Consider the following 23,307-nt stretch of genomic DNA (forward strand, 5'->3'; position numbering starts at 1 on the left):
ACTATATTTACAAGTCGTTTTCTGCTAGAATCTCATAAAATTTCACAAAACACAACACAATCCCACATTTTTCAGGAGATATGACCGTTGGATTATTTCTTTTTTACTATTTCCATAAATTCCCTCTTTTATAATTAGTCACAAGCTTTCAAGCAGTTCTGATCTCAAATTATCCAATACTGTGACATGCTCCCACCACTTAAATCCCAGATTTTGAAGTGGGGGCTTCTTGCTCAATGACTCTACTGAGCCAAGTATCTACAAGCTATCCTCGCGTGCCCCGCGATTCTTTTTGCCCGGACACGGGCGTATTTTCTTACTTATTGTCCGGATATGGACAGTTTATACTGCCAGCATCCTTCTTGCCTCTTCACGGATATTGATCGCTGCATTTCGATCTCTGTCCATCTCATTTCCACACATGCAGCGGTATACTCTTTCGGATAATCTCAGCTCTTTTTTTATCTTTCTGCATTTTTTGCTTGAAGGGAAAAAGCGGTCTATCTTTACTAATTTCTTTCCCTTCCAGGCAAGCTTATAATCCAGCATATTCCGGAATATCCCGTATCCATTATCCTGTACACTTTTTCCAAAATGCAGGCACTGGCCCATCGCTTTCATATCAATATCTTCTACCGCGACTATATCGTACTGGTCTGTAATCCTGCGGCTCAGTTTATGCAGATAATCCTTTCTCTGGTTTCGTATTTTTTCATGGCACCTGGCAACTTTCTTTTTCTGCCGCACATAATTGCGGCTTTCTTTTACACATCTCGACAGTTTACGCTGCTCCCTTGCCAGCCTTTTTTCATTTCTTCTGAAGAATCCTGCTTTTTCAAGTTCAATCTCTTCTGAAAACACTGCCATCCCCTGCATCGCATAATCAATTCCCAGTATTTTGGCATTGCTGTAATCATTATCTGCTGCTTGGTTTTCGCAGCTGTATCCTTCATACAGCAGACTTGCAAAATACTTTCCGGACGGCTCCATACTGACTGTCACTGATTTCAGACAGCAGTTTTCTGCAGGCTCCCTGTGTTTTTTCATGGAGATCCATTTTAATTTGGGAAGCCGGATCCGCTTATCTTCTACCAGAATATTTCCGTTGACTACATTTGTTGTGTAGCTGTTTTTGGAGTGATGTTTTGACTTGAAACGTGGAAATCCAACCTTGGGATCACGGAAAAATTTCTTATATACTTTCTCCAAATGAAGCTGAACATTTGCCAGTGCCAGCGAATCTACTTCTTTCAGAAATGAATACTCCTTTTTATACATGGCTGGTGTATTTTTTAACAGTTTTTTCGTCTTTTTATACTCCCGGATCTTGTCATTAAGCATCTGGTTATACAGAAAACGGCAGCAGCCAAATGTTTTTCCCAGAAGTATCTTCTGTTCTTCTGTTGGATAGATCCGGAAACGATATGCTATGTTCAATGCTTTTTCTCTCCCTGGGTTTCGATGTATTGACGGATTACTTCAGCTGGTGCGCCTCCTGCCGTCAAAAGGCAGAAACTCTGACTCCAGAATGCTTCTTTCCAAAGTTTTTCCCGGATTTCCGGATACTCTTTTTTCAGCAGCCTGCTGCTGGCACTTTTATATGCATTGATAAATTTACTGAGTTCCGTTTTAGGCTGTGCACGAAACATTACATGCACATGGTCAATACCATGAATCGCATTGCAGAACGAGTGTTCTTTTCTGTTTTTTTTGCAATTCATCTCCCACCTATAGAGGAAGGAGAATTCTTGCTATATATTATGTTAAATTTTGTCTAAATCCTCAATATTCTCAGGATATTCCATATTTGAATATAATTTCAGCTGCAACTGCAATATTCTGTTATACTCCTCGCAGCCAGGTTCCAAAACCCTTCTTTGCTCATACAATTTGTGATCTTCTTCACTCATCTTCACATTAAAGCTTTCCTGAGTATGGAACTGGATTTCAATACGATAGTTACGTGAATTTTTAAACTTGGCATTTACACCATTATATGGAAAGCTGTCATTGACCCAATAATTTTTCAATGAATAGATTTTCCAGTTTTTCTCATACAGAGCATCTGTCACAGAACGTATCTGTTCAACATAATTTTTCGGCTCCAGTATCACTGTATAACGAATAACATCCGCTATTGAATCAAAAAAAGATTTCTCTACTCTCTGATAGAGCTTATTATATAAGGACTTCGGTGATTTTACTCTATATTCTAATCCCGCAAGTACTGCGTTGTTTGTCTTTGCAAAGTCCACAAGAAACTTGGTGATCTCAAACTCTGTAGACAGATAATCCGCATAAAACACTCTTTCTTCAAAAGAGAGTTTATGAAAAAGTTCTATATCTTCTTCTGTCCATGATTCTTCAATTTCTTTATTAAGATAGATCTTCTCTGAATTTTCAGCAGGCAGAACACATTTGAGTTCTATGGAATCAATGCCAAAAAGACTGGCTTTATCACCCGACCCATGAGTCAGACTTCTGAAAATCTTTTCAAAATTATTGGTAATTAAATTTACTTTTCTTTCAATCAATGCATAGGCGGAATCCGAGCCGCCTGCTTCTATCACAAGTTTACCATCTTTAACAGTGATGCTTCTTACCACATTTCTTTCAACAAATCCAACAATCTCTTCCGAATTATATTTATCAAAAGCCTCATAATCCAGGTCAGGATTTATGTTTTTCAATTCTGCAAGCTGATTTCCAACCACAAGAACTGCTGCCAGACCCTTCAATCTGACAGTTTTTTTATTGTCTAATGCCAAAATTTCTTCCAGTTGATTTATATCATCACTATTATCTCCAATAAAACGCAGCATACTGATTATGGCATGTTTATGTATCTCTGACGGAAATTCAAATATATCTCCATATTCTTCTATCAGACACGCACTGAACAAAACATGATATTTACTCATGATCTGCAGGAATGTAAGCGATTGAGTCTGCTTTTGAATTCCCAGTTTGCTTATATATTTATTCATAATTTCCTGATTTAAACCAAATCCGGTATGAGCAAACAGAGCCGCCATCAAAAAACAGTAGCACTCATCTTCATTCAAATCTTCCAGCTGCTGTCTGTCCATGATTAAATCGCAAAATTCTGCAATATCTATAAAATGCATAATAGAATAATCAGAAATATTGGGATATATCTTTTTATATTTTTCCAGCATTCTCTGAACCACTGTACAGTTATCTCTGTAATTCTCATATAATTTTTTTGATTTTGTAAGTAAATTTTCCGAACACCTGTTAACTATCATTTGAATTATTCTCCATCCATTGTATTACTTATTTTTTCCTGCCGGACTTTCTTTTTTGAATCTTCTCTGACAGTATCCCTCAGTTCATTCATATATTCCGAAAAGCTGCATTCTTTATTTCCGTATGTCATCTGAAGATCATATTCCAGTGGAATCCAGGTAGAAAGGTCAGCCTCATTATGCTGAATAAGCGCTTCCAGTTTGTCCAGTGCCTTATATATTTTTGCTTCCAATGTCTCCAAAGCTTCCATTTCATCAAATAGCTCTTTCAAATCCCTGCGGTATGGTTCCGACAAAGCATCCAATAGTTTATCAATCACATAAGCTTCATGATCTGAATCAGCAGATGTTTTATCAAATGCCGGAATATCTCCTGTAATCGCCTCCCCCATATCATGGAATATGCACATCTGTATTACCTTATCAATATCCGCTTCCGGAAATTCATCCCGCACAAAATAAGCCATTACAGCAAGTCTCCAGCTATGCTCTGCAACACTCTCATGTCTCCCGGAGGAGGTGTAAGAATGTCTGGTATTACATTTTAATTTTTCCGCCACTTTAAGAAAATCCAGAAATGCTCGACTATCCATATCATCTTCTCCTTGTTTAATATTGCTTATTATTTTCTTTCTCAAATCCGTATACCCATTTTCCACGCAAAAACAGATATAGGAAAATCACAGAGCTGATGCTCCAGGTCAGGGGATATGCCCAGAATATCACCCGGATATCTGAGCAATGATCTGTGGAAGAATCAATATAAATATCACCACAAGAATCAGGGAACGCAGTGAAGAAATAAGTGCGGATTACCGTAATATTTTTAATCCATATTTTTTTAAATCCACCGTTCCATTGACAACCTCAATTCCATCTGCTTCCAGTAGCTTTTTCTGTACATCTTTACCGCCGAAGGCAAAAGCCCCTGACAGTTCTCCTCTGGAATTCACTACCCGATAACAGGGAATCTGCTCCGGATCCGGATTCTTATGGAGGGCATTCCCTACCGCTCTCGACATCCTCGGATTCCCTGCCATTTCGGCAACCTGACCATAAGTTGCAACGCATCCTTTCGGAATTTGCTTCACTGCCTCATAAATCTTCTTTGTCGGGCTGTATGTTACGAGATCATAGCTTTCGGATATCATTCTTTTAATATCTTTATCCGGTACCGTCCCATTTAGAATAATGGTATTCCAATGTTCCTTATTCTGATGATAACCAGCCTGTACAGATTCATAGGCACTTCGCCAAAAATCACGCCACTCCGGGTTTGCCTTTACATTCAGATTAACATAACCGTTTCGTTCATAGATCCATAAAAAAATTTTTTTGTTTTCCCTCGCTCTTACCACCTGCCAGTTCTGGTCACGGAAAGGTCTTTCCGTATATGTATTCTGAAATGATAAACCGAATTCCAGCGCTGCTTCTCGTGTAATCATGCAATTTTGATTCATTTGTTTCACCCTTATTCCCTAAAATTATTTCTGGCATCTTCATAATCTCTTGGAAGTCCCTTAAACAAAATTATTGCCTTATCATACTGTTCCTCTTCCATACATGATATAGCTTTCCTATACTGTTCCCGCTTCCTGATTTCTTTTAATTCCCTGTCCCGCATCTCGGCTGTTTTCTCACTCTGACCACATTCTTTTTAAAAGCTCTATCCTCACACGGGAAAAGTCAAGCTGTTTATTACATCTATTTTTCCCCTTCATTCGCTTCCTCTATTGTCACACTCTCCTGTACCTGCATATCCGTATACTGGACACGAATAACTGCCTGCGGCCAGTTTATGCTGACCATTGCTGTTTTGTCTTTCTCATCTCCTGCTTTCCGGATAAGCTCCAGCAATTCCTTCAGTACTTCCTTTGTCAGATAACCGCCTCTCCAGTGAAAAATAAGCACCCTGCCTTTCTTCGCCGCCTGCAAAGAACGTTTATACACATCCTCTTTCTTAGTAAAAGAAAGCTTCTTCTCCTTATAGTAAAAGTGCTCATGATCACCGCAGTGAGGCGCCGGCGCAATAAGAGGCTCATGATCCCTGAAAATCTGTGAATCATCCAAATTGAAATAATCATAGCGGATTTCAGAAGTCTCACGATCTTTCCCCAAGGTATTATCAAAGGTCGCATCCAGATGATAATATGTACCTCCTATTTTTACGATATTCCATGTGTGGCGATACTTAATCCCCTTCTCAGGATTATTTCCACAGATTGCAATCACACACCAGACTCCCAGTGCATCTAACAAAACCTTTACTGCTTTTGCGATTCCCTCACAAACACCAACGCCTTGCCCCAACGGTCCGATAATTTCATGGGAATATGATTTTTTCAGTTTGTCATAGCGGATATTTTCACAGATAAAATCATGTACATACTTCTCTTTCTCCCACTCAGACAGCTTCTGAGCCGGGCGAATCAGCTTCTCAACTCTGGCAGTCATAGCCTTTTGATGTTCGCAAATCTTCTTTTTATCAAAAAGATACTCCGGAATAAAAATCAGATTCGGAGAATCTTTATAATACCGGTATTTATAACTGCTCACCCAAAATATCTCCGGATGATCCAGACGCATCTGAAAAAATACATTATAAAGTTCTTCTCCCTCTAATGCCGGAATCTGAAATTCATCCGCCAGGTTTTTCACACCGCTAAGAATGCTGTGATATGCAGCCTGCTGCGCCTTATTCATATGGTTGTAATAATATTGCTCCATTGTTATCTTATCTCCAAGTTCTTCGTCACTTATAATCCCTTCCGGTACATTTCACTGATCATTGCCTGCGCATGTTCAGATTCCTTTTTCTCTATTATCTGTGCCCTGTCACTTAAAATCGCCAGCATCTCATCTACCAGATCTTCGATTTTAGGATTTGTATACCGATACAAATAACCCAGCATTCTGGTTGCGGTATAATCTGTATTCATATTTTTATATGCGATCTCTGCACAAAACTCCTTCGGATAACCCTTGCTGAGCAAAACCCTGTATAGTTCTTCTGTTCTTTCTGATGCCATGTTTTTGCCTTTCTTATCATGTTTCTGTGTCACCAGCCATCTGATTTACCTCGTCAAAAATCATATGATATAGCTATGTTTTTTCTTATAGTAACATACTTCAACTGATATTCGCAATCAGAACATGGAGCTTATTTGATATGGAAAAAGATTGTTACAAGGCACTGAGTAAACAGTAACACAGTAACTCCAAGACTTACAAGGTTATCAACGTGACAGTAGAATGTGCGCAATAACTATGTTATACTGATAATATCTAAATGCTTCAGATATGATATCTGCCTATCTGAATCATTCAGGCCACATTCTCAGGAGGAAAAAATGTCGAAAAAAGAAATAAGTTTTACAGAAGGACCTGTGTTCCAGTCTTTGCTTCGGTTTGCCATTCCCGTACTTGGAGCATTGATCCTGCAGGCTGCGTATGGTGCAGTTGATTTGCTGATTGTTGGAAAATTTGGAAATGCCTCGAGTATTTCCGCAGTAGGAACAGGAAGTTCCTTTATGCAGATGGCTACTTTTATCATTACAAGCCTTGCAATGGGCTCCACCGTAATAATCGGGCATCACATCGGAGAACAAAAACCAAAGGAAGCAGGAAATGCGGTCGGAACTACGATCATTCTTTTTCTGATCATTGCTGTCATCATGACATTTGTACTGGAATTTGCCGCCGGAGGAATTGCGCATCTTTTACAGGCACCGGCTGAATCCTTTGACAAAACGATTCTTTATATCAGAATCTGTTCTGCCGGTATCGTTATTATTATTGCATACAACGTAATCAGCGGGGTGCTGCGAGGTGTGGGAAATGCAAACCTTCCACTTCTGTTCGTAGGAATTGCCTGCATCGTAAATATTCTGGGAGATTTGCTTCTGGTTGGAGTATTTCACATGGATGTTGCAGGTGCCGCCATTGCCACTGTATTTGCACAGTTTGTCTCTGTTGTCTGTTCTGTCGTTGTATTAAGAAAGCAGGATATGCCTATAGAATTTTCCAGAGAACAATGTCGGATTTATAAGGAAGAGTTGGGGAAAATATTGAACGTAGGTGTGCCGATTGCACTTCAGGAGACAACGGTTCAGATTTCATTTCTTGTCGTAAATTCTGTTATCAATCAGATGGGTCTGATGCCATCTGCCGGATATGGAATTGCACAGAAAATCGTTTCCTTTATTATGCTGGTTCCGTCCTCTATCATGCAGAGTGTATCAGCATTTGTTGCACAGAATATCGGTGCCGGAAAGAAAAGCCGGGCATGGAAGGGTTTTTACACTGCAATCATTACCGGATGTTCCGTTGGAATCATCATCTTTATGGTAGGATTCTTCGGAGGCGGAGTATTATCCTCTTTCTTTACCAATGATTCCGAGGTAATCGCGCAGAGTGCCGCTTACCTGAAAGGTTTCTCTGCCGACTGTATACTGACTTGTGTACTTTTCAGCAGTATCGGATATTTTAATGGCTGTGGAAAAAGTATTCCTGTTATGATCCAGGGAATCACTTCCGCATTCTGCATCCGAATTCCGGTATCTATCATTATGTCGAGATTACCGGAAACATCTCTGACTTATGTTGGAATGGCGACACCGATTACAACTGTATATGGAATTATCTTTTTTGTAATCTGTTTCCGGCTGTTAAATAAAAACTCAGCCAAATAATAAAAATGGCTTCCTGTTATCAGTTCTCTTAGTAGAGATGCTGATAACAGAAAACCATTTCCATTATTTGATTATCCTCCGATACATGAATCGCATAGAAAATTTCATTAAGATACGAATCACGTACAACTGTCAGATACCATGCCTGAATCCATAAACTTCATAATCTTATCTAAATACATTTCCATCGTCCTGTCATCGCTGCGGTAAGTCTCATGTCTGGTTCCCGGCAGGTAAACATATTCGCAGGAAGTAATTCCTCTATGATTAATTTTCTCTGCAAATTTTCTCAATGCGTTTACAGATACAAAATCATCTCTTTCTGCCTGAAATAGCAAAACAGGTGCTGTCAGTTTCTTCCATCCACAATATTTTATGTACCAACTCATTTTTACAGACGCCAGAAGCCACCCATAAGAAGCTGCACTAACCTGGAATTTTTTATTCTCTTTACGCATCTCATTATATTTTTCGAATCTTGGTCTGGAAGTACATCCACTGGTTTCGAAAGTCTCACCACCATCATAAGGCTTCTGACCAGCTACATAGTCTTCCTCTTTTCCCAAAAGGCACTTCGTCTGTGCAATAGCAATCACCAATGGCCAGGGAACATTTCCGGTGAGCGGGCGGAGCATAGGAGAATTCAATATAATCTTCTGAAACAGTTGCGGCTCCCATGCAGCTGCAATTGTGCCAATCGCCCCACCCATAGAATGCGCAAAAAGAACTAACGGCAGTTCAGGATATGTTTTTTTAATTACATGGCATATTTTCAAAAAATCTCTCACATATCGCTTCCAGGTATCTATATGTACAAGAGATGAATCTGCTGTCAGACAATAACTTTGTCCATGTCCCATATGTTCCGGCATATACACATGATATCCAGCCTTCAGAAAATAATAAATCATCTCATCATATTTCGGCGCTGCTTCTGTAAAGCCATGACTGATTATAATCACGCCTTTCGGCTTCTCTATCAGGTAGCGCTGTACATGAATTTTCCCCACTATCCCCGTATCTTTTCGATGCAGATGATCCTCTGCACCAGGAATGTATCCTTCCTGACAGCGCATTGCAAGATATGGTTCTATTTCATCTTTCATTTTATATAAATATTCATTTTCATGTATTATTTCCATTCGTATGTACTCCTTCATTTTTCATAACCCTGTTGTTATCTGCTTCACCATTCAATACATACCTGTAATATAATCTTTACTGGTGCCTATTAATAATCCCATTAATCTTTTTCTCATTATAAAATACCAGTATAATTCCGCCTATACAACAGAATACTGCTGCCCCAAAAGCAGCAACTCTATAACCAGTTCCCTTTGCTGCCCCTATCGTCGAGACTGCTGTAAATATCAACATAGAAATACTCTGCCCAAGTTTAAACGCAAATGTTCTCGCCGCATAAAACATTCCTTCACGATTGCTTCCTGATGTAATCGAGTCGCTCTGCGAAATATCTGCCACAACAGCCTGCGGAAGAATTCCGAAAATCGCCATAGGAAGGGCCGCCACAACTGTCAGGATCATTCCCTGCACAGATGCCGGAATAAAACTCATTTTTCCCATAAATCCGGTATAAAAATAAGCAAGACTAAATACTGCAAATGCGAACAAGATCATCTTTTTCTTTCCAAGTTTAGGAGTAAGCTTATTTACCGGAATATAAAATACAAGGGACAACGCTGTCATTCCCACAAAATACAAAGTTGTCATCGTTTCCGGAAGCTTCAAAAGACTGGTGACAAAAAATGGAAGACCTGTCTGAAACATGGTAAGTGCAATCCAGTAGAAAATATCAGATGCCACAAACTTGCGAAATTCTCCATTCTTAAAAGTAGCTGCAAGAGATCCAAAAGCTGACTCCTTTGCAGGAACCGTATCTACATAGTCTTTTTCACGGATACAAAATACCGGCACAAGCATACAGATAAACGCTATAGCCGCCATCAAAGTAAAGGTCATACGGATTGCACCAACTCTGCCAAAAGCAGGAATAAATATCCCCCATATCGTAGGTGCCAGATACGCCACTGCAGTTCCGGCAATAAATGTAAAGGAAATGACTGTGGAAATATTAAGTCTTTCCTGCTGGGTATGTCCAAGCTCCGGAATCAACGCATTATATGGTGTACAGTACGCAGTAATGGAAAAATAGTACGCCAGAATCATAATCAGCAAAAACACTCCATTGATCCAGCTGTTTTTATTAACCGGTGACCAGAAAACCAGTACTGTAGAAAGCGCCAGCGGTAAAGATGCCCATTTCAGGAACGGAATTCTTCGCCCATTCTTTGACGTACATCTGTCAGATAAAGAGGCGATCATTGGATCTGTAAAAGCATCAAAAATTCTTCCGAAAGCTGTAATTCCGCCAATAATAGTAAATATGCCGAAGACCACCAGCCCCTGTGGAATAAACACTGTCTGTCCCTGACTGATGGCTGTCTTATCCGGCTGATAAAAATATACAAGCCAGTTAGAAATAATCCCGGACAACATCGCCCATCCAAACTGTCCGGCTGCAAACTGCCATATTTTCCCTGTTGTTAACTTTTTCATCGTGCACCTCCAGATTTCAGAACTACTACTTATTTCTTGCAAGAATCGAACTCTTTTCCAGGCATGGAAGTTCTTCTCCTTCAACAGTCGTCACAATTCCGCCTGCTTCTTCAACAATAAGTGCACCTGCCGCAAAATCCCATGGAGATAAAATAAGCTCGAAATAAATTTCCGCTCTTCCTGATGCTATGGCACATAAATCAAGTGCCGCAGATCCGCTTCGTCGGATATCAAGGCACTTTTGAAAATATTCGTAAGCTAATTCAAAGGATGCCTTCGCAAGCTCCGTATTATACGGTGATGAACCAAACAAAACAATGCTGTTTGCCAGATCATCCTTCGATACATGAATCGCATTTCCATTCATATATGCACCCTCACCAGAAATCGCATAGAAAGTTTCATTAAGATACGGATTATGCACGACTCCCAGATGTCTCTTTCCATTTCGAATCAATCCAATAGATACGCAGCTCATATGATAATCTTTAATAAAATTAGTAGTTCCATCAATCGGATCCACCACAAAAATATATTCTGCATTTCTGTTAATCTGGCAATCCTCTTCTTCCCCCAAAAACTCCGCTTCCGGAAGAATCTCAGACAACTTTTTCTCCAGCATTTTCTGAATTTTGCAATCATACTTCGTAACAAAATTTGCTTTTCCTGCCTTATCCTTAATGCCAAAATTTCCCCTGTCCGCCTGAAGCATAACCTGTCCGCATTCTTTTGCCGCTTCAATTATTTCATTTAATATCGTATGTGGAGTTTTCTCCTTTAGTTCCATATTGTCTGTCACCTCTCGTTTTATGCAAATATTCGCGATTAAAAATGGCTTCTGTCAATTCCTTTCTGAAGCCGTGATTAGCAAAAGGTTTCATACCTTCTGCTGCATATTCAAAATTCATGATTATAACAACTCTTTATCAATAATCTGATAATTTGCCCGGTGTATGTACAGTGCCTTTCCATCTACCATAAGTTTCGTCATCTTAGGAAGATCGTCCGGAATCTCCCAATATACATCATTCCCCGAGAAAGCCGCGATAGGCTGTCCCAGCTGAGATTTAATTACTACGATTCTGGATTTTCCAAAATCATTTTTATATTTATTAAGTCTTCTGGCTATCGCTGCATTATCTGTAATGCCGTTACCCCCGGTACTGTCAATTTCATCCAATGAGAAATCAACTTCCGGCACCAGACCTTTTTGCACAAATATACAAGTATCTCCACAGCTTTCGATTTCTTTTCCATCAATCGTAATCGTGATCACAGATGAAAGATCATATCCCTTCACAACTTTCCCATCACTGTCATAACTGATAGTTTCTGTTTTATTTCCGGTAATACTGATCTTCTTTCCGGAAGTCTTTAATGTCTGATTTCCATAATTGTCATACGTATATATGGAATAATTGTTTCCGATCAGAGATCCATGAATATCATTAATCACCGATTCCAGTTTGCTGCAGCCAGTCAGAAATACTAACAAAAATACCGGCAGCAAAATCATAATTCTCTTTTTTATCTTCTGCATCTTTTGCTTTTCTCCTCATATAAGTCTTCCTTTGTCGCTACTTCTGATTTCTGTGAGAGAAATAACGGATCTCTCATAATATTTTTAACCATTTACTTTGAATTCTCCTTACTGCAGAGTTTCACGGTCCACCCTTACCTTTCCTGTTTCTCATATGATTCTATCAAGCACTGATGCTTCTTCGTCTTCTTATCATAATTTATTCCAACCAATAAAATATCTCCTGTATACTGTTTTATTGATTCAGGATATTTTCTCTCTTTTATCTGCTGTAATGCTGTTTCGACATTCTTATTCCATTTAAGTTCTACGACAAGCGCCGGATAACTGGAAACGTATTCTGGTTTCGGAATAAATACAAAATCTGCAAATCCACGTCCCGTTGGCAGTTCACGAACCGGTTTAAAATAATATTCCATTGAACTCAGATATGCAATTGCAAGTACACTGCTCAAAGAATTCTCATTATTATACTGAATATTCGAAACATACTCTGTATGGATTTTCTCAATTCCCTCTTCAACTGCTTCTTCATCCATGTCCAGCGTAGCCTCCAGTAAATGTTCTGATTCCTGCTGAAAAGTAATCATCTCATTCCATTTTCTACTCTCAACCGCCGTAGTCAGCTCCTGCCGGATTTCTTCATTTGGAACAAATGCAGTTCTTCTGTTCTGGTTATATCCCAGATAGCCAAGATGGATCAAATACGTAAGTACATCATCTTTGCTTTGTATATTCACCGTATCATTTTTGAAAGCAGATGTATTTACTTTAATCGAAGCACCGGAAAGTATTTCAATTATAGCATTTTTCAAACCATCATAATTCATATTGATAAAAGGAACAATTGCTTCATAAGAAGCAGTCTCAGACCAGTAACTTCTAAACCTGCCCCGCACACAAACACTTATTACTGCTTTAGGATTATATACCTGATAGTCCTCCAACAAATAACCATCATACCAATATTTTACTTTCTCAAAATCTCTGTGATATCTTTCGCAAAGATCCTTCACTTCAGCTTCTGTAAATCCAATATATGGCGCCATCACTCCTGCATCAAGCATTGTAAACTCATCAAAATTATTTAATGCAGACTGCTTTTTTTCTTTCTTTATCGGCAAAATACCTGTAAGATACGCCAACTGAATATATTTTGTCGGTTCCGTTCCCTTAAACATTGCCCTCAAAAAATTAATGTACTTTTCCTGTACTTTTTTATTTGCCGCTTCATCTCTGATCAGAACATCCCACTCATCAATAATTATAATAAATTTCTGTCCAATAATATTTTTAATACGCGAAAGACTTTCCGACAAACTTATCTCTTCTTCAGGCAGAACACCAGGGTAAATCTCTCTCAATTCAGCCTGTACGGATTTCGTAATAAACGCTACAACATTATCCACATTATCACAATTTGCCAGAAACCACTGAATATCAAGATGAATCACATCATACTTATTAAGATGCGTCTTAAAATCGGATTCCCTGCTTATATCCAGCCCTGAAAACATTTCTTCGGAATTACAGCCTTTACTATAATAAGCGGCCAGCATATTTGCAGCATATGATTTTCCAAACCTGCGTGGTCTGCTGTTACAGATATAAGCTTCTGTTGTATTAAGTACGCTGTTTGTATATTCCAACAATCCGGTTTTATCCACATATATCGGAGAATTCAGTGCCACCTGAAATGCACTGTTATCAGGATTTACAAATCTACCCATTCCTTACACCCCACAATCAAAAAACAGCTTCACGTTACCAAAATTTTTAATAAAATAATGATAGCATGAAACTATTTTAACGTAAAGCTGAAAAAAACTGTTATATATCCAGACACCCGGGCTATATCGGGATTTTATAAAATAATCACAGTTATTTTGCGTAAATAGAACCAACAATCTTTGCCCGTAATGTACACGGCAGAATTTTACATAAGAATCTCAGAATCTTATACTTCACACCCGCCACACAAATTGGTGCGCAGTTCTTTTTTTGTGCAATCCGCGCAATATATGTACCAATAACCTCCGGCGACATCCCACTCAGTTCATCTTTCTCCATCTGACTGACACTGTGTGAAATACGGCCGCCGTATTCATCATCACCCAAAACTGTCTTTTGTCTGGCCTGGGTAAAACCGGTATGAATATCTCCAAGTTCTACTGCTGTTACCCTGACACCATAAGGACTTACTTCATTATCAAGCGCGCAGGAATAAGAAGACACTGCTGCTTTACTGGCAGAATAAAATGCCTGAAACGGAATGTGTGCCACCGCTGCCACAGAACTGATATTGACAATATGTCCACTGTGCTGCCTGCGCATAGATGGAAGAACAGCTCTGCTTACATTGACAGTTCCAAAAAAATTCACATTAAACTGCGCTTTCGCCTGTTCTGATTCTGTAAATTCCACCGCACCTGAGATACCAAAGCCTGCACAGTTTACAAGAATCTCGATACTTTCTCTTTCCGAAAGGATCTGCTCAACAGCTTCCTGCACGGAAGCCTCATCTGTCACATCTACGCACATATGCTTCACGCCTTCTATCGGAACATCCCGGCGACTGAACTCATAGACTATGTAGCCAGCCTTACTCAATGCTGCTGCAGTACATCGTCCGATTCCGGAACTTCCGCCGGTGACAAGAGCTGTTCTTTTCTGTTTTGATTCCATATTGTTGCTTACCTCATTCCATTTTTTCTTCTTACCACACGGGTAAATTCCTGTCGTATTTCCTCATTCTTGAATAACTGCCTGCACCATTCGTCCTGCGCCATAACATCACCACAAATCATATTGTTTCATAGTTTCTGAATTTCGATATTCATGTTTTTCATAATATCCTATCAGTCTTCCCTCTTCTCTGAGTGCCACCATATAAACATCTTTATTTTGCTTCTCATTATGGAAAGTATAGACAAGGTTATGGCTCTCATCTGCCGCAAACCAGTCCACTACCTTCTGTATTTTATCCCTGGATTCCTGATTATGACAATCTAACAGGCTTCTTCCAATAAGTTTATCACCGCCTCGCTTCGCATAGCTGTTAACAGCTGCCGGATTCATGTAGATAATCTCATGCTTAAGATTACATATAACAATCGAAGCCCTGTCCTGGTCAACAATACTCTTATAAAAACTAATCATATATCTTTTTATGTCCTTTCATTTTTTTCTTTCGTCTAATAGTTTACTATCCACATCAAATATCTTTAAATATCTGTTGGCATACATACGGACACCATCAATGGTATTTGTAATAAATCATTACAAAATTTTCGAAACAAAATAATCTGCCTCAATAATATGCCTTACATTCTTCTCCCTGGAGTCAACAATACTCACACGTCCATTCTCCGCTGTCAAAGTCACACTGGAACCATCATTCCGATAAACAGTCATATGTTCCACTGGGCGTTCCAATGTCTCTATTGGATCCTTCATCTTTTTTAATCGCCGATACTCATATTCTGGAATAAAAAATTCAAGTTTTGAAATAGCTCTTTTTTTCTTTAATGGTGTTTTTCTTAATGAACCATTTTTATTCATAAAACGATCCGCAAATTCAACATTTTCCGTCATTTTATCAATTACATCCGAAATCCCTTCAATCTGATCAATCGATCTTTCCTGTAATACTCCTGTTATAATTTTCTTATAGTCTTCTTTTGAAATTTCTACTGACAGCTCATTTCTTCGTCTGTCATAAGTTTCCCCTGATTCATAAGTAATTTTATAGCAATAATTAAAGTTCAAATCTTCCATGCCTCCAATCAAAAATAGCTTCATGCCATCAAAATTTTTAACTAAAATAATGATAGCATGAAACCATTTTAGCGTAAAGCAACATTCTCCATAAAGAATTCAATAATTTTTTCAGCCAATTTATTATGAAGACTATTGCCAAATTCATCAATGATCAGCATTCCGGCATTTTCTATTATCCTGAGCAGATGAGGCAGCAAATCGGCAAATACCTGGTTTCCCTGCGATTCGCCCTTGTTGCCATAGAGCAATTCCACTTCTTCGTTTCAGGATTAATCCTTAATAACTGACAACTTCTAATATTAATATATTTATGAAAGAATTCTTCCAACAATTCAAGCGATCCACAATATTCAAACTCTATTGCGCTAAACTCCAATGTCACATTACATTTATAGACTTTTCATCAACTTTTTACTAATTCATTATTTTATTTATCGGTTAGTTAGATGGTCAGACCCTCCGTATACTCTATAATTGATACGCGTTGGAAGTCTGCCGCCTTTCAGATGGGGCAAAGTCTGAACCCCTATCTCCTGTATTACGCAGGAGCATTCGCTTTCTCCAACATCCTCTGCCTTCTGCGCATTGTACATTTCTTACGATTTGCCTACCTTTTTTTATGGGAGCGCATAAGGTTTACCTTGTTTCGCTGTTTAAATAATTACGACATGTTTAGGTTCTGCCTATAGACCGGGAGTTCTCTGTCCATTTCAACGCAGTCTCATAGTAATTACTGCGTCCCTGACTCCATACCTTTTTGGTCAAGGTGTATCAACCACTTTTCACCTTTCAGCAGACTGACGACCCTTACAGCAGTTCACTTGTGTTAACCATGCATATCTTTTTCTGGCAGGAATGACGACTGATATGGTTTCAACCGTTCCCACGTTGTTCCGCTGCTCCGTACCATTCATTGCTTTCTGGCACTATGCGGTAGAAATACTACGAAATGGAAGTAGTAGTGAATAAATCACAATTTAAACAACGACTTGCAAGTCGCACACTGTTCGGACCTCCGACTACCTGCACTTCGTTTGTCTTTCTTCTTTTGGTTGGCGGACATACTTTTCATTTACACACTCTGAAAAGAAAATGCAGGTCCTCTCCAGTTGACATATAGTCCCTGTCTGACATGAATAGTTTCAACAACACCGCAGAGGCATGCAAAATCTCACCATAACGATAAGTGCATATATTGTCTTCCACCCTGACCACGGTGTCGACCCTCTGATACTTTGGGATTTCGGTACTCCATAGCTATCCCTGCTATCTTGCTGTCTACGCTTGGCCTGCGCGTTACCGTAACAGACTCAAGACTCGCTTCAAATACTGTGGTTAGCAGCTTATTTGATGGGGCTTCCACCCACCGGACTATATACCCTTTGCTGGACGCACGGTCAGACCCTTAGTACTTACTAGATGGACAGCCCCTTAACAACTGTACAGAAAACTCCTTTCATCCAATTGTATACTCTTTTCATCCAACACCGAAAGCCATATTCAACAGCTCCTCCATTTCTTCAACGAATATTCCTACTTGTTTTAGCTGTAATGCAAAAGTTATCCATTGCAATATTTCCACATATCTCCACTTTTCATTTTTGAAGTCAATCATTGATCCCTCATGTACAATTTCAGTTCTTAATTTATATATCTCATCCACGCTTTTATCTGTAATATCGTAAAAACTAACTCTCTTTGGAATCCATGTACGCACTTCAGTAAATGCTTTTCTTAATTTAGTTCTATGCCCACTTTCTCTTCCATGAGACATAATCTTATCTCTTAAGTTACCAATGTGCTCTTTAACCTGTTCATAATCAGTCGATTGTTCAATCGTCCTCCAAATTGTTTTTTTAAATTCTTCAAAACTCTGATTTATTTCTTCTTTTCCATAAGCCTTGTTCGCAAGCTTATCAAAGACAAAATAAGTATCAGCAAATATTTTCTGCATTTCTAAATTGGAAGAACTATACGGATGTACAAAATAAGATGTATCTACAGGATTCTTCCATAAGTTTTTTAAAATCCGTGGAATTTCTGCTTTAACTAGTTCATAATGATTCAGCAATCTATCTTCCAGTCCAGCAGATTCTCTATCATAATATTTTTCTGAATCATATATATGCAAAGTGATAAATTCTCTAAATTTTCTTGTAGTAAATTTTACCAATGGTTTTGAAATATACTTATTAAATGTAAAAATCTGCAATAGATTATCAATCATTCGTATATATTGTAATTTTTCCTCCATTGTTTTTTCTTTAGAAAAATAAATCCGGACAGACGGATCTATACCGACATAATACTTATTCATCTGCTCAGTATGTACCTTGTGACCATAGAATTCTACAAATATATCCGCTACTTCATACATATCCTGAAAAATTTCATTTTTCTCATTTTCTTGTTCCATATATTTGCACATAAAATCCGTAAGTGTCTGGGAAGAATATTCCATAACTTCACATTCATCAAATACTATATCCAAACCTTCTCTTTCATACCAGTACTTCAATGGATATTTCCAAGTTGTCATATTACAAAAATCCAAAGCAGACAGATTAAGACAATAGATAAGATTCCTTTCAATGTCCAAAAGCTTCTCTGGTACATGCTCAGGTATTCTATCATCAACACAATGCACATAAATTTCTCCTTTATCTTCATCTAACATAACAGTATCAAACAAATTTCCCTCTGGTATGATTTTTGAAAAATACATCTTCTAATTTTCCTTTCGTTAATCCTTAATAACCAGTATCCTTTTATCTTTCTGTTAAAAATTACATCAACTCTCTTTGCAACATATAAATAATAAGCTTTAAATACAATAAGCAAAATTTTATTATATTTTATATGCTGCATAAATACCTTATGTTAATCCTCAATAACCAGTACCTTTTCATCTTACCACATTTCTAAGATAATCGCTCCAACAACATTTCTAACATGACTTCATGCAATTCACTCGATTTGCTCGATTCGTGTTCATCTTATCTAGGAAAATCATTTCAGGAATGCAAGACAAAAACTTCATCAGGTTCATCTTCAGGAATGAACCGTGATACATGCCGATGAATCACCGGTAAGAGTCATGCAGATCGACCATACAAAGATCAAAAATGGTAAGAAGACCTATATGTAGGTCTACCAGAACCGGCCTCTGCGCGGCACACATCCTATCGTTCTCTTTGACTGGCAGCCTTCCCGTCATTCGGAACATCCCCGGGGATTCCTGAAGACTTTCTCCTGAACTGTAGTCACAGATGGATACCAGGTCTATCACAAGCTTGCAAAAGAACGCCGCGATCTTAAAGTTGCTGGCTGCTGGATGATCCATGCCAGAAGACCTTTTGCTGAATTTATAAAGTCTGTCGGCCAGAAACACAGCCAAAGGCTCGATCGCCCAGGAGGCATACCGCATGATCTCTGAGATCATGCACATCGACAATACCTTTGATGATCTTCCTGTATCAGATCGTAAAAAACAGCGTCAGCTTGTTCTTTCAGAAAAAGTGGATGCTTATCTTGCATGGGCAAAACAGAAATACTCTCAGGTGACCCATAACAGTACCATTGAAAAAGCTCTTGCTTACAGTATAAATCAGGAAGATTACCTTCGTGTCTTTTTATCTGATAGTCATATCCCAATGGATAACAACTACGCCGAACAAGCAGTCCGTCCTTTTACCAGCGGCCGTAAGAATTTCGTACTGATCGAATCTTCTAACGGGGCAAAAGCAAGTGCGATCCTGTATAGTCTGGTGGAAACTGCAAAAGCAAACATAATAAACACTTTCGAGTATTTCAACCTGCTGCTCACCGAGATTCCACAGCACATGGAGGATAAAGACCTCAGTTTTATTGATAATCTTCTTCCATGGTCATCCAGAGTGCAGAAAGAATTTCTAGTCTTTTTCTATTTATTCATTAGTCGCTAAATTGATAAAACAAGAACTATAGTATTGATCATCCAATTTTCTCCTCAAAATATTATATATTTTTCTATCATGAGTAGACATTATTATCTGACAATCCATAGATTCTATAATACTTCGAATCATATCTGAAAACCCCAACACATTCATATCATCGAAATGGCTAATCGGATCATCTACAAATATTGTTCTAAAAGCAAGATTTTTTGTTGATAACGCCCTTCCAAAGAACGAACTAAAAGCAACAGTGTTTAATTGAGCCGTGCTAAAATACCATTCTGGACGATATAATTCTGTTTCTCCATCACTTTGTTCATTTACAACAATATAAAGCTGCGGCTCGTCTTTTTCATTGAATGACAAACAATAATCAACATTTTTCATAAAATCATGCGGATCAATCTTCCGATATATTTCATTCATTATATTCTGACTAAAATATGCCTTTAAGCTTTCTTCAAAAATTTTCTTAGTATACTGAAAATCATTTTCTGCTTCGCCAGTTTCTTTTTTTATAGTTTCAAAATCCGCTTTATTAATGTCTATTTGTTTTGTCACATCCTTATATTTTTCAAAATAATTCCGCGCACTAATCTCTTCCTGAATCTGCTCTAAATATTCTATTTGTTCCCTATAATTTTTCTCAAGCTGTTGCCAATTTCTTAAGTCTTTTCTTACACCTTCTTCAGTAAAATCTGTAAAAAGTTTGCTTATCGATTCTATATTTTTTAACTTTTCCAACTCCTTGGTTTGTTTATCTTTTTCTTCAATAATTTTTTCCTCAATATCAGTTGCTACATCATTGTATGTAATAATTTGAGATTCTAATTCTCCTATTTCGTGCGAACAGTTTTCAACCTGTACACGAAGATCATTTAATTCTTTATAAAAATCATACTTTTCTGGTTTTTCTTTAAGAAACATTATGCCAGAAAACAACTGTGAATCTTTAACTAAACTCTCCCTTCTTTGCATAACGCTATTTATGCATTCTTTCATGGTATTTATAGAATCAGTTAAGATATTCTTCTGGCTCTGTAGAGTATCTTGAAGTTCTTTAAAATTTTGTCCTTTTTCTTCCTGTAATTTTTCCCATTCTTTTACTGCTAATAAAGAATATGACTCTAAGATTACTCCCTGTTGAGCAAACCAAATATGGAAATCTCTCATTTCCTGATTTAATTTGTTTTTTTGACATATATAATCATTTTGCTTTGAACGGTAACTTTTTATATTATTCTCAATTATTAATATATCTTGTCTTGCTATCTCTATTTGTTCACATTTTTTACTTTTAAATATCTGCAATAATGAGTCATATTCATCTAGCAGTTTTTTTAATCCACATTGAGCAGAGTAAAACTCTTTGTTCAATACCTCCGTATTTTCTATATTTATATGATTAATAGCAGATATCAAAGCTTCCCAGCTTTCGAACTTTGTATGGCATAGTGGACACACTTTTTCATCTTTATGAGACCATAAGTATTGTTTTGATTTTTCACAAATATCCTCAAGAGTTTTATTATTTTGACTAATTTTATCTATTTGTTTTTGATAAATCTCAATTTTCTGGATTTGAACACAATATTTATTTTTTAATACATATACATCTTGCCGCAGTTTATCTCCAAAGATTAACCCTACATTTATTAAAATTGTATCATCTATTTTTTCAATATTCTCCGGAAGAATTAGATTTTCAATCTGTTTTTGTGTTTCTCTTTTTTCTAATAAGCTTTTTTCTTTTTGCTCTATTTCTTCCTTTATTTTTACTATCTGGCTTTCCAGATTACTTAATTGCTTTTTATTTAAATCTATCTTTTCTGCATTAGAATCTATTTTTTGTAGTTTCTTCTCCTCTAAATTTTTCATTAATTCATTTAACTGTTCACTTATTAACTGATATTTACTCGAAATTTTTTCATATTGTTCTGAATAGAATTTAAGGCTTTTATTAAATCTATCTTCCTGATTACCTAACTCCTGATAAATATCTAATTGTTTTTTTACTCTGTCATATCCATAAGAATTAATTGATTCTAATGATACTAGTTTTTCTTTAACGATAGTATTTATCGATTTCTGCTTTTCAAACGATTGTATAATATTATTTAATTCTCTTTTTCTTTTTAGTTTAGTTTCACACTCTTTTATAGAAGATTCAATTTGTTGAATTTCATGCAATTGTCGGTGATAATATTCTATGCCAATAAGCTGAATTTTCTGAGCCATTCTAATTTTTTCAGTAAGCTTTTCTAAATCAATATTTCTAATTTCTCTCTCATATATTTGTACTTTATTAATTAGTTCATCATATTCCAGAATATCTGCGTTGCAAGTATCAAAAAATAAAGGCCTGCTTTGTTGTGGAGATGCATTATACTTATTGATAATCTCAATAATTCTCTGCACTGAAACTTTATCCTTCATTACTTGTTGTAATTCATTTTCTAGCCACTTTTTTTTCTCTTCAATATTAGTCAACTCATTTTTTTTACTTTTAAGTGTACTATATGTATTAATAAAATATTGTCGTTCATCGGCAAGAGGAATTGCACTATCCGTCCACTCTTTAAACTGATCAGTTGGAGACTTCGCAGAAATAAAACTATCTATTTTATCATGAGGGAGAATAAGCTGATTCCAAATTTTTCTTTGATCTTTTTTTCCCGTAATTTCACTTCCCAAATTCGCAGGAACAATTCTACAATCATTTCCATTTTCAGGCAAATTAGCAACTTTTCTTTTTATTAATTTACCATTATCTAGATTAATTACCACATAAGCCTCCTCGTCGCTATGATCACGATGATGGTAAATAGGACCTTTCATTTTTTCTTTTTCCTTGGCATTAAGATTACTTATGCGTTCTACTTCTCCTTTAAGAGCAAATTCAATTCCATCAAATATGCTAGTTTTTCCCATTCCATTTTTTGCGTAAATCAAAACAAAACTTGCCGACCGTCCATTTCTATCATTAAATTCAATTATTTTCTCACCCTCATATCTACGAAAATTTTTCAATGTCAAACTTTTCAATTTAGGGACTGTATTTAATGGAGCTTGTACGTCAATCTTAAATATTTTTCTTTCAACTTCTTGTTCATATTCTTCATTAGTATTATATTTCTGTTCAAATACATATTTCTTTGCCGAAAAAGAATCTTCTTCTATTTGATTCTTTTTTTCAAGTTCTAATTTTTCTGAAGTAAACATACAAATGTAAAAATTACTTTTCTCTATAACTGATTCTACTTTAGCTTGATATTTTACTGCCACATAATAATTTATCTCTTTCCAATTTTGATATAAATTTTCCAACTCAGAAAATACACAGATAAATATATGTGAATGATACGGGGTATCAGCATACATTTTACGAGTATAGTAGCTACATTTACATCCCCATTTATTCTCTAGTACATCGACCATTTAATAAGTACCATATTAAACAGATGCAGACTCAGTCTCTTCAATATCATCCATTTTGTATTTCCAGTGGTAAA

At 37.2% G+C, this 23,307-nt stretch carries 21 protein-coding genes and 1 pseudogene; 3 read left to right on the forward strand and 19 right to left on the reverse strand.

Annotated elements, in window-relative coordinates:
- Positions 1–342 precede the first annotated feature (342 nt).
- The 7 genes from ACTNDS_RS09765 to ACTNDS_RS09795 all read right to left on the reverse strand — a co-directional run bounded on the left by ACTNDS_RS09765 (position 343) and on the right by ACTNDS_RS09795 (position 6,298).
- The gene (locus ACTNDS_RS09765; protein WP_441035367.1) at positions 343–1,437 is read right to left on the reverse strand and encodes an RNA-guided endonuclease TnpB family protein; all 1,095 of its coding nucleotides are present in this window, start codon (positions 1,435–1,437) and stop codon (positions 343–345) included.
- Entirely contained in the window at positions 1,434–1,721 is a 288-nt protein-coding gene (gene tnpA, locus ACTNDS_RS09770) for an IS200/IS605 family transposase (protein WP_441035369.1), read from the reverse strand. The genes ACTNDS_RS09765 and tnpA overlap by 4 nt, the downstream gene beginning before the upstream one ends.
- A gap of 42 nt (positions 1,722–1,763) precedes the next feature.
- Entirely contained in the window at positions 1,764–3,269 is a 1,506-nt protein-coding gene (locus ACTNDS_RS09775; protein ID WP_441035370.1) for a hypothetical protein, read from the reverse strand.
- Between the two features lie 5 nt (positions 3,270–3,274).
- The gene (locus tag ACTNDS_RS09780) at positions 3,275–3,862 is read right to left on the reverse strand and encodes an HD domain-containing protein (RefSeq protein WP_441035372.1); all 588 of its coding nucleotides are present in this window, start codon (positions 3,860–3,862) and stop codon (positions 3,275–3,277) included.
- Positions 3,863–4,081: 219 nt separating this feature from the next.
- Entirely contained in the window at positions 4,082–4,714 is a 633-nt protein-coding gene (locus ACTNDS_RS09785) for a methylated-DNA--[protein]-cysteine S-methyltransferase (RefSeq protein WP_441035402.1), read from the reverse strand.
- Positions 4,715–4,973: 259 nt separating this feature from the next.
- Positions 4,974–5,996, reverse strand: a complete 1,023-nt coding sequence (locus ACTNDS_RS09790; RefSeq protein WP_020994048.1) for a transglutaminase domain-containing protein — start codon at positions 5,994–5,996, stop codon at positions 4,974–4,976.
- Between the two features lie 29 nt (positions 5,997–6,025).
- Positions 6,026–6,298: a hypothetical protein gene (locus ACTNDS_RS09795; protein ID WP_441035374.1), complete on the reverse strand. Its 273-nt coding sequence runs from the start codon at positions 6,296–6,298 to the stop codon at positions 6,026–6,028.
- A 321-nt stretch (positions 6,299–6,619) separates the two neighbouring features.
- On the opposite strand from ACTNDS_RS09795, the gene ACTNDS_RS09800 reads away from it, so the two are divergent.
- On the forward strand, positions 6,620–7,960 hold the full coding sequence (locus ACTNDS_RS09800) for an MATE family efflux transporter (RefSeq protein WP_441035376.1): 1,341 nt from the start codon (positions 6,620–6,622) through the stop codon (positions 7,958–7,960).
- Positions 7,961–8,079: 119 nt separating this feature from the next.
- On the opposite strand, the gene ACTNDS_RS09805 is transcribed toward ACTNDS_RS09800, so the two are convergent.
- The 11 genes from ACTNDS_RS09805 to ACTNDS_RS09855 all read right to left on the reverse strand — a co-directional run bounded on the left by ACTNDS_RS09805 (position 8,080) and on the right by ACTNDS_RS09855 (position 19,200).
- A complete protein-coding gene (locus tag ACTNDS_RS09805) occupies positions 8,080–9,102 on the reverse strand; it encodes an alpha/beta hydrolase (protein WP_441035378.1) in 1,023 nt (340 codons plus the stop codon).
- Between the two features lie 76 nt (positions 9,103–9,178).
- A complete protein-coding gene (locus ACTNDS_RS09810; protein WP_441035380.1) occupies positions 9,179–10,537 on the reverse strand; it encodes an MFS transporter in 1,359 nt (452 codons plus the stop codon).
- A gap of 25 nt (positions 10,538–10,562) precedes the next feature.
- Positions 10,563–11,324 carry an inositol monophosphatase family protein gene (locus tag ACTNDS_RS09815; RefSeq protein ID WP_441035382.1) on the reverse strand — a complete coding sequence of 254 codons (762 nt, stop codon included), beginning with the start codon at positions 11,322–11,324 and terminating at the stop codon, positions 10,563–10,565.
- Positions 11,325–11,447: 123 nt separating this feature from the next.
- Positions 11,448–12,077, reverse strand: coding sequence for a DUF5052 family protein (locus tag ACTNDS_RS09820; RefSeq protein ID WP_441035384.1), 630 nt, complete (start codon positions 12,075–12,077; stop codon positions 11,448–11,450).
- 134 nt (positions 12,078–12,211) lie between these two features.
- Positions 12,212–13,807 carry an AAA family ATPase gene (locus ACTNDS_RS09825; RefSeq protein ID WP_441035386.1) on the reverse strand — a complete coding sequence of 532 codons (1,596 nt, stop codon included), beginning with the start codon at positions 13,805–13,807 and terminating at the stop codon, positions 12,212–12,214.
- Between the two features lie 151 nt (positions 13,808–13,958).
- Positions 13,959–14,762, reverse strand: a complete 804-nt coding sequence (locus ACTNDS_RS09830) for an SDR family NAD(P)-dependent oxidoreductase (RefSeq protein ID WP_441035388.1) — start codon at positions 14,760–14,762, stop codon at positions 13,959–13,961.
- A gap of 108 nt (positions 14,763–14,870) precedes the next feature.
- A complete protein-coding gene (locus ACTNDS_RS09835) occupies positions 14,871–15,236 on the reverse strand; it encodes a PAS domain-containing protein (protein ID WP_055057484.1) in 366 nt (121 codons plus the stop codon).
- A gap of 120 nt (positions 15,237–15,356) precedes the next feature.
- Entirely contained in the window at positions 15,357–15,845 is a 489-nt protein-coding gene (locus ACTNDS_RS09840; protein ID WP_441035390.1) for a hypothetical protein, read from the reverse strand.
- A 77-nt stretch (positions 15,846–15,922) separates the two neighbouring features.
- Positions 15,923–16,111: an AAA family ATPase gene (locus ACTNDS_RS09845; RefSeq protein ID WP_441035392.1), complete on the reverse strand. Its 189-nt coding sequence runs from the start codon at positions 16,109–16,111 to the stop codon at positions 15,923–15,925.
- A 1,223-nt stretch (positions 16,112–17,334) separates the two neighbouring features.
- Positions 17,335–18,582, reverse strand: a complete 1,248-nt coding sequence (locus tag ACTNDS_RS09850) for a hypothetical protein (RefSeq protein WP_441035394.1) — start codon at positions 18,580–18,582, stop codon at positions 17,335–17,337.
- Positions 18,583–18,939: 357 nt separating this feature from the next.
- Positions 18,940–19,200: a hypothetical protein gene (locus tag ACTNDS_RS09855; protein WP_441035396.1), complete on the reverse strand. Its 261-nt coding sequence runs from the start codon at positions 19,198–19,200 to the stop codon at positions 18,940–18,942.
- On the opposite strand from ACTNDS_RS09855, the pseudogene ACTNDS_RS09860 reads away from it, so the two are divergent.
- A pseudogene (locus ACTNDS_RS09860) lies at positions 19,168–19,293 on the forward strand (hypothetical protein); the annotation flags it as partial. The gene ACTNDS_RS09855 and the pseudogene ACTNDS_RS09860 overlap by 33 nt on opposite strands.
- A complete protein-coding gene (locus ACTNDS_RS09865; protein ID WP_441035404.1) occupies positions 19,262–19,801 on the forward strand; it encodes an IS66 family transposase in 540 nt (179 codons plus the stop codon). The pseudogene ACTNDS_RS09860 and the gene ACTNDS_RS09865, both read left to right, overlap by 32 nt.
- Here ACTNDS_RS09865 and ACTNDS_RS09870 read toward each other — a convergent pair.
- Complete coding sequence (locus tag ACTNDS_RS09870) at positions 19,784–23,233, reverse strand: ABC-three component system middle component 1 (RefSeq protein WP_441035398.1); 3,450 nt, start codon at positions 23,231–23,233, stop codon at positions 19,784–19,786. The two genes, ACTNDS_RS09865 and ACTNDS_RS09870, sit on opposite strands and share 18 nt — an antisense overlap.
- Between the last annotated feature and the right edge of the window lie 74 nt (positions 23,234–23,307).

This window comes from Blautia sp. HCP3S3_C12, from assembly GCF_052064155.1.
Lineage (GTDB): Bacteria > Bacillota > Clostridia > Lachnospirales > Lachnospiraceae > Blautia_A.

Coding starts and splice junctions, on each gene's coding strand:
- ACTNDS_RS09810 (WP_441035380.1), bottom strand. CDS start 10,537: ATGAAAAAGTTAACAACAGGGAAAATATGGCAGTTTGCAGCCGGACAG.
- ACTNDS_RS09825 (WP_441035386.1), bottom strand. CDS start 13,807: ATGGGTAGATTTGTAAATCCTGATAACAGTGCATTTCAGGTGGCACTG.
- ACTNDS_RS09800 (WP_441035376.1), top strand. CDS start 6,620: ATGTCGAAAAAAGAAATAAGTTTTACAGAAGGACCTGTGTTCCAGTCT.
- ACTNDS_RS09855 (WP_441035396.1), bottom strand. CDS start 19,200: ATGGATCATCCAGCAGCCAGCAACTTTAAGATCGCGGCGTTCTTTTGC.
- ACTNDS_RS09785 (WP_441035402.1), bottom strand. CDS start 4,714: ATGATTACACGAGAAGCAGCGCTGGAATTCGGTTTATCATTTCAGAAT.
- ACTNDS_RS09780 (WP_441035372.1), bottom strand. CDS start 3,862: ATGGATAGTCGAGCATTTCTGGATTTTCTTAAAGTGGCGGAAAAATTA.
- ACTNDS_RS09820 (WP_441035384.1), bottom strand. CDS start 12,077: ATGCAGAAGATAAAAAAGAGAATTATGATTTTGCTGCCGGTATTTTTG.
- ACTNDS_RS09815 (WP_441035382.1), bottom strand. CDS start 11,324: ATGGAACTAAAGGAGAAAACTCCACATACGATATTAAATGAAATAATT.
- ACTNDS_RS09870 (WP_441035398.1), bottom strand. CDS start 23,233: ATGGTCGATGTACTAGAGAATAAATGGGGATGTAAATGTAGCTACTAT.
- ACTNDS_RS09790 (WP_020994048.1), bottom strand. CDS start 5,996: ATGGAGCAATATTATTACAACCATATGAATAAGGCGCAGCAGGCTGCA.
- tnpA (WP_441035369.1), bottom strand. CDS start 1,721: ATGAATTGCAAAAAAAACAGAAAAGAACACTCGTTCTGCAATGCGATT.
- ACTNDS_RS09830 (WP_441035388.1), bottom strand. CDS start 14,762: ATGGAATCAAAACAGAAAAGAACAGCTCTTGTCACCGGCGGAAGTTCC.
- ACTNDS_RS09775 (WP_441035370.1), bottom strand. CDS start 3,269: ATGATAGTTAACAGGTGTTCGGAAAATTTACTTACAAAATCAAAAAAA.
- ACTNDS_RS09805 (WP_441035378.1), bottom strand. CDS start 9,102: ATGGAAATAATACATGAAAATGAATATTTATATAAAATGAAAGATGAA.
- ACTNDS_RS09850 (WP_441035394.1), bottom strand. CDS start 18,582: ATGTATTTTTCAAAAATCATACCAGAGGGAAATTTGTTTGATACTGTT.
- ACTNDS_RS09835 (WP_055057484.1), bottom strand. CDS start 15,236: ATGATTAGTTTTTATAAGAGTATTGTTGACCAGGACAGGGCTTCGATT.
- ACTNDS_RS09795 (WP_441035374.1), bottom strand. CDS start 6,298: ATGGCATCAGAAAGAACAGAAGAACTATACAGGGTTTTGCTCAGCAAG.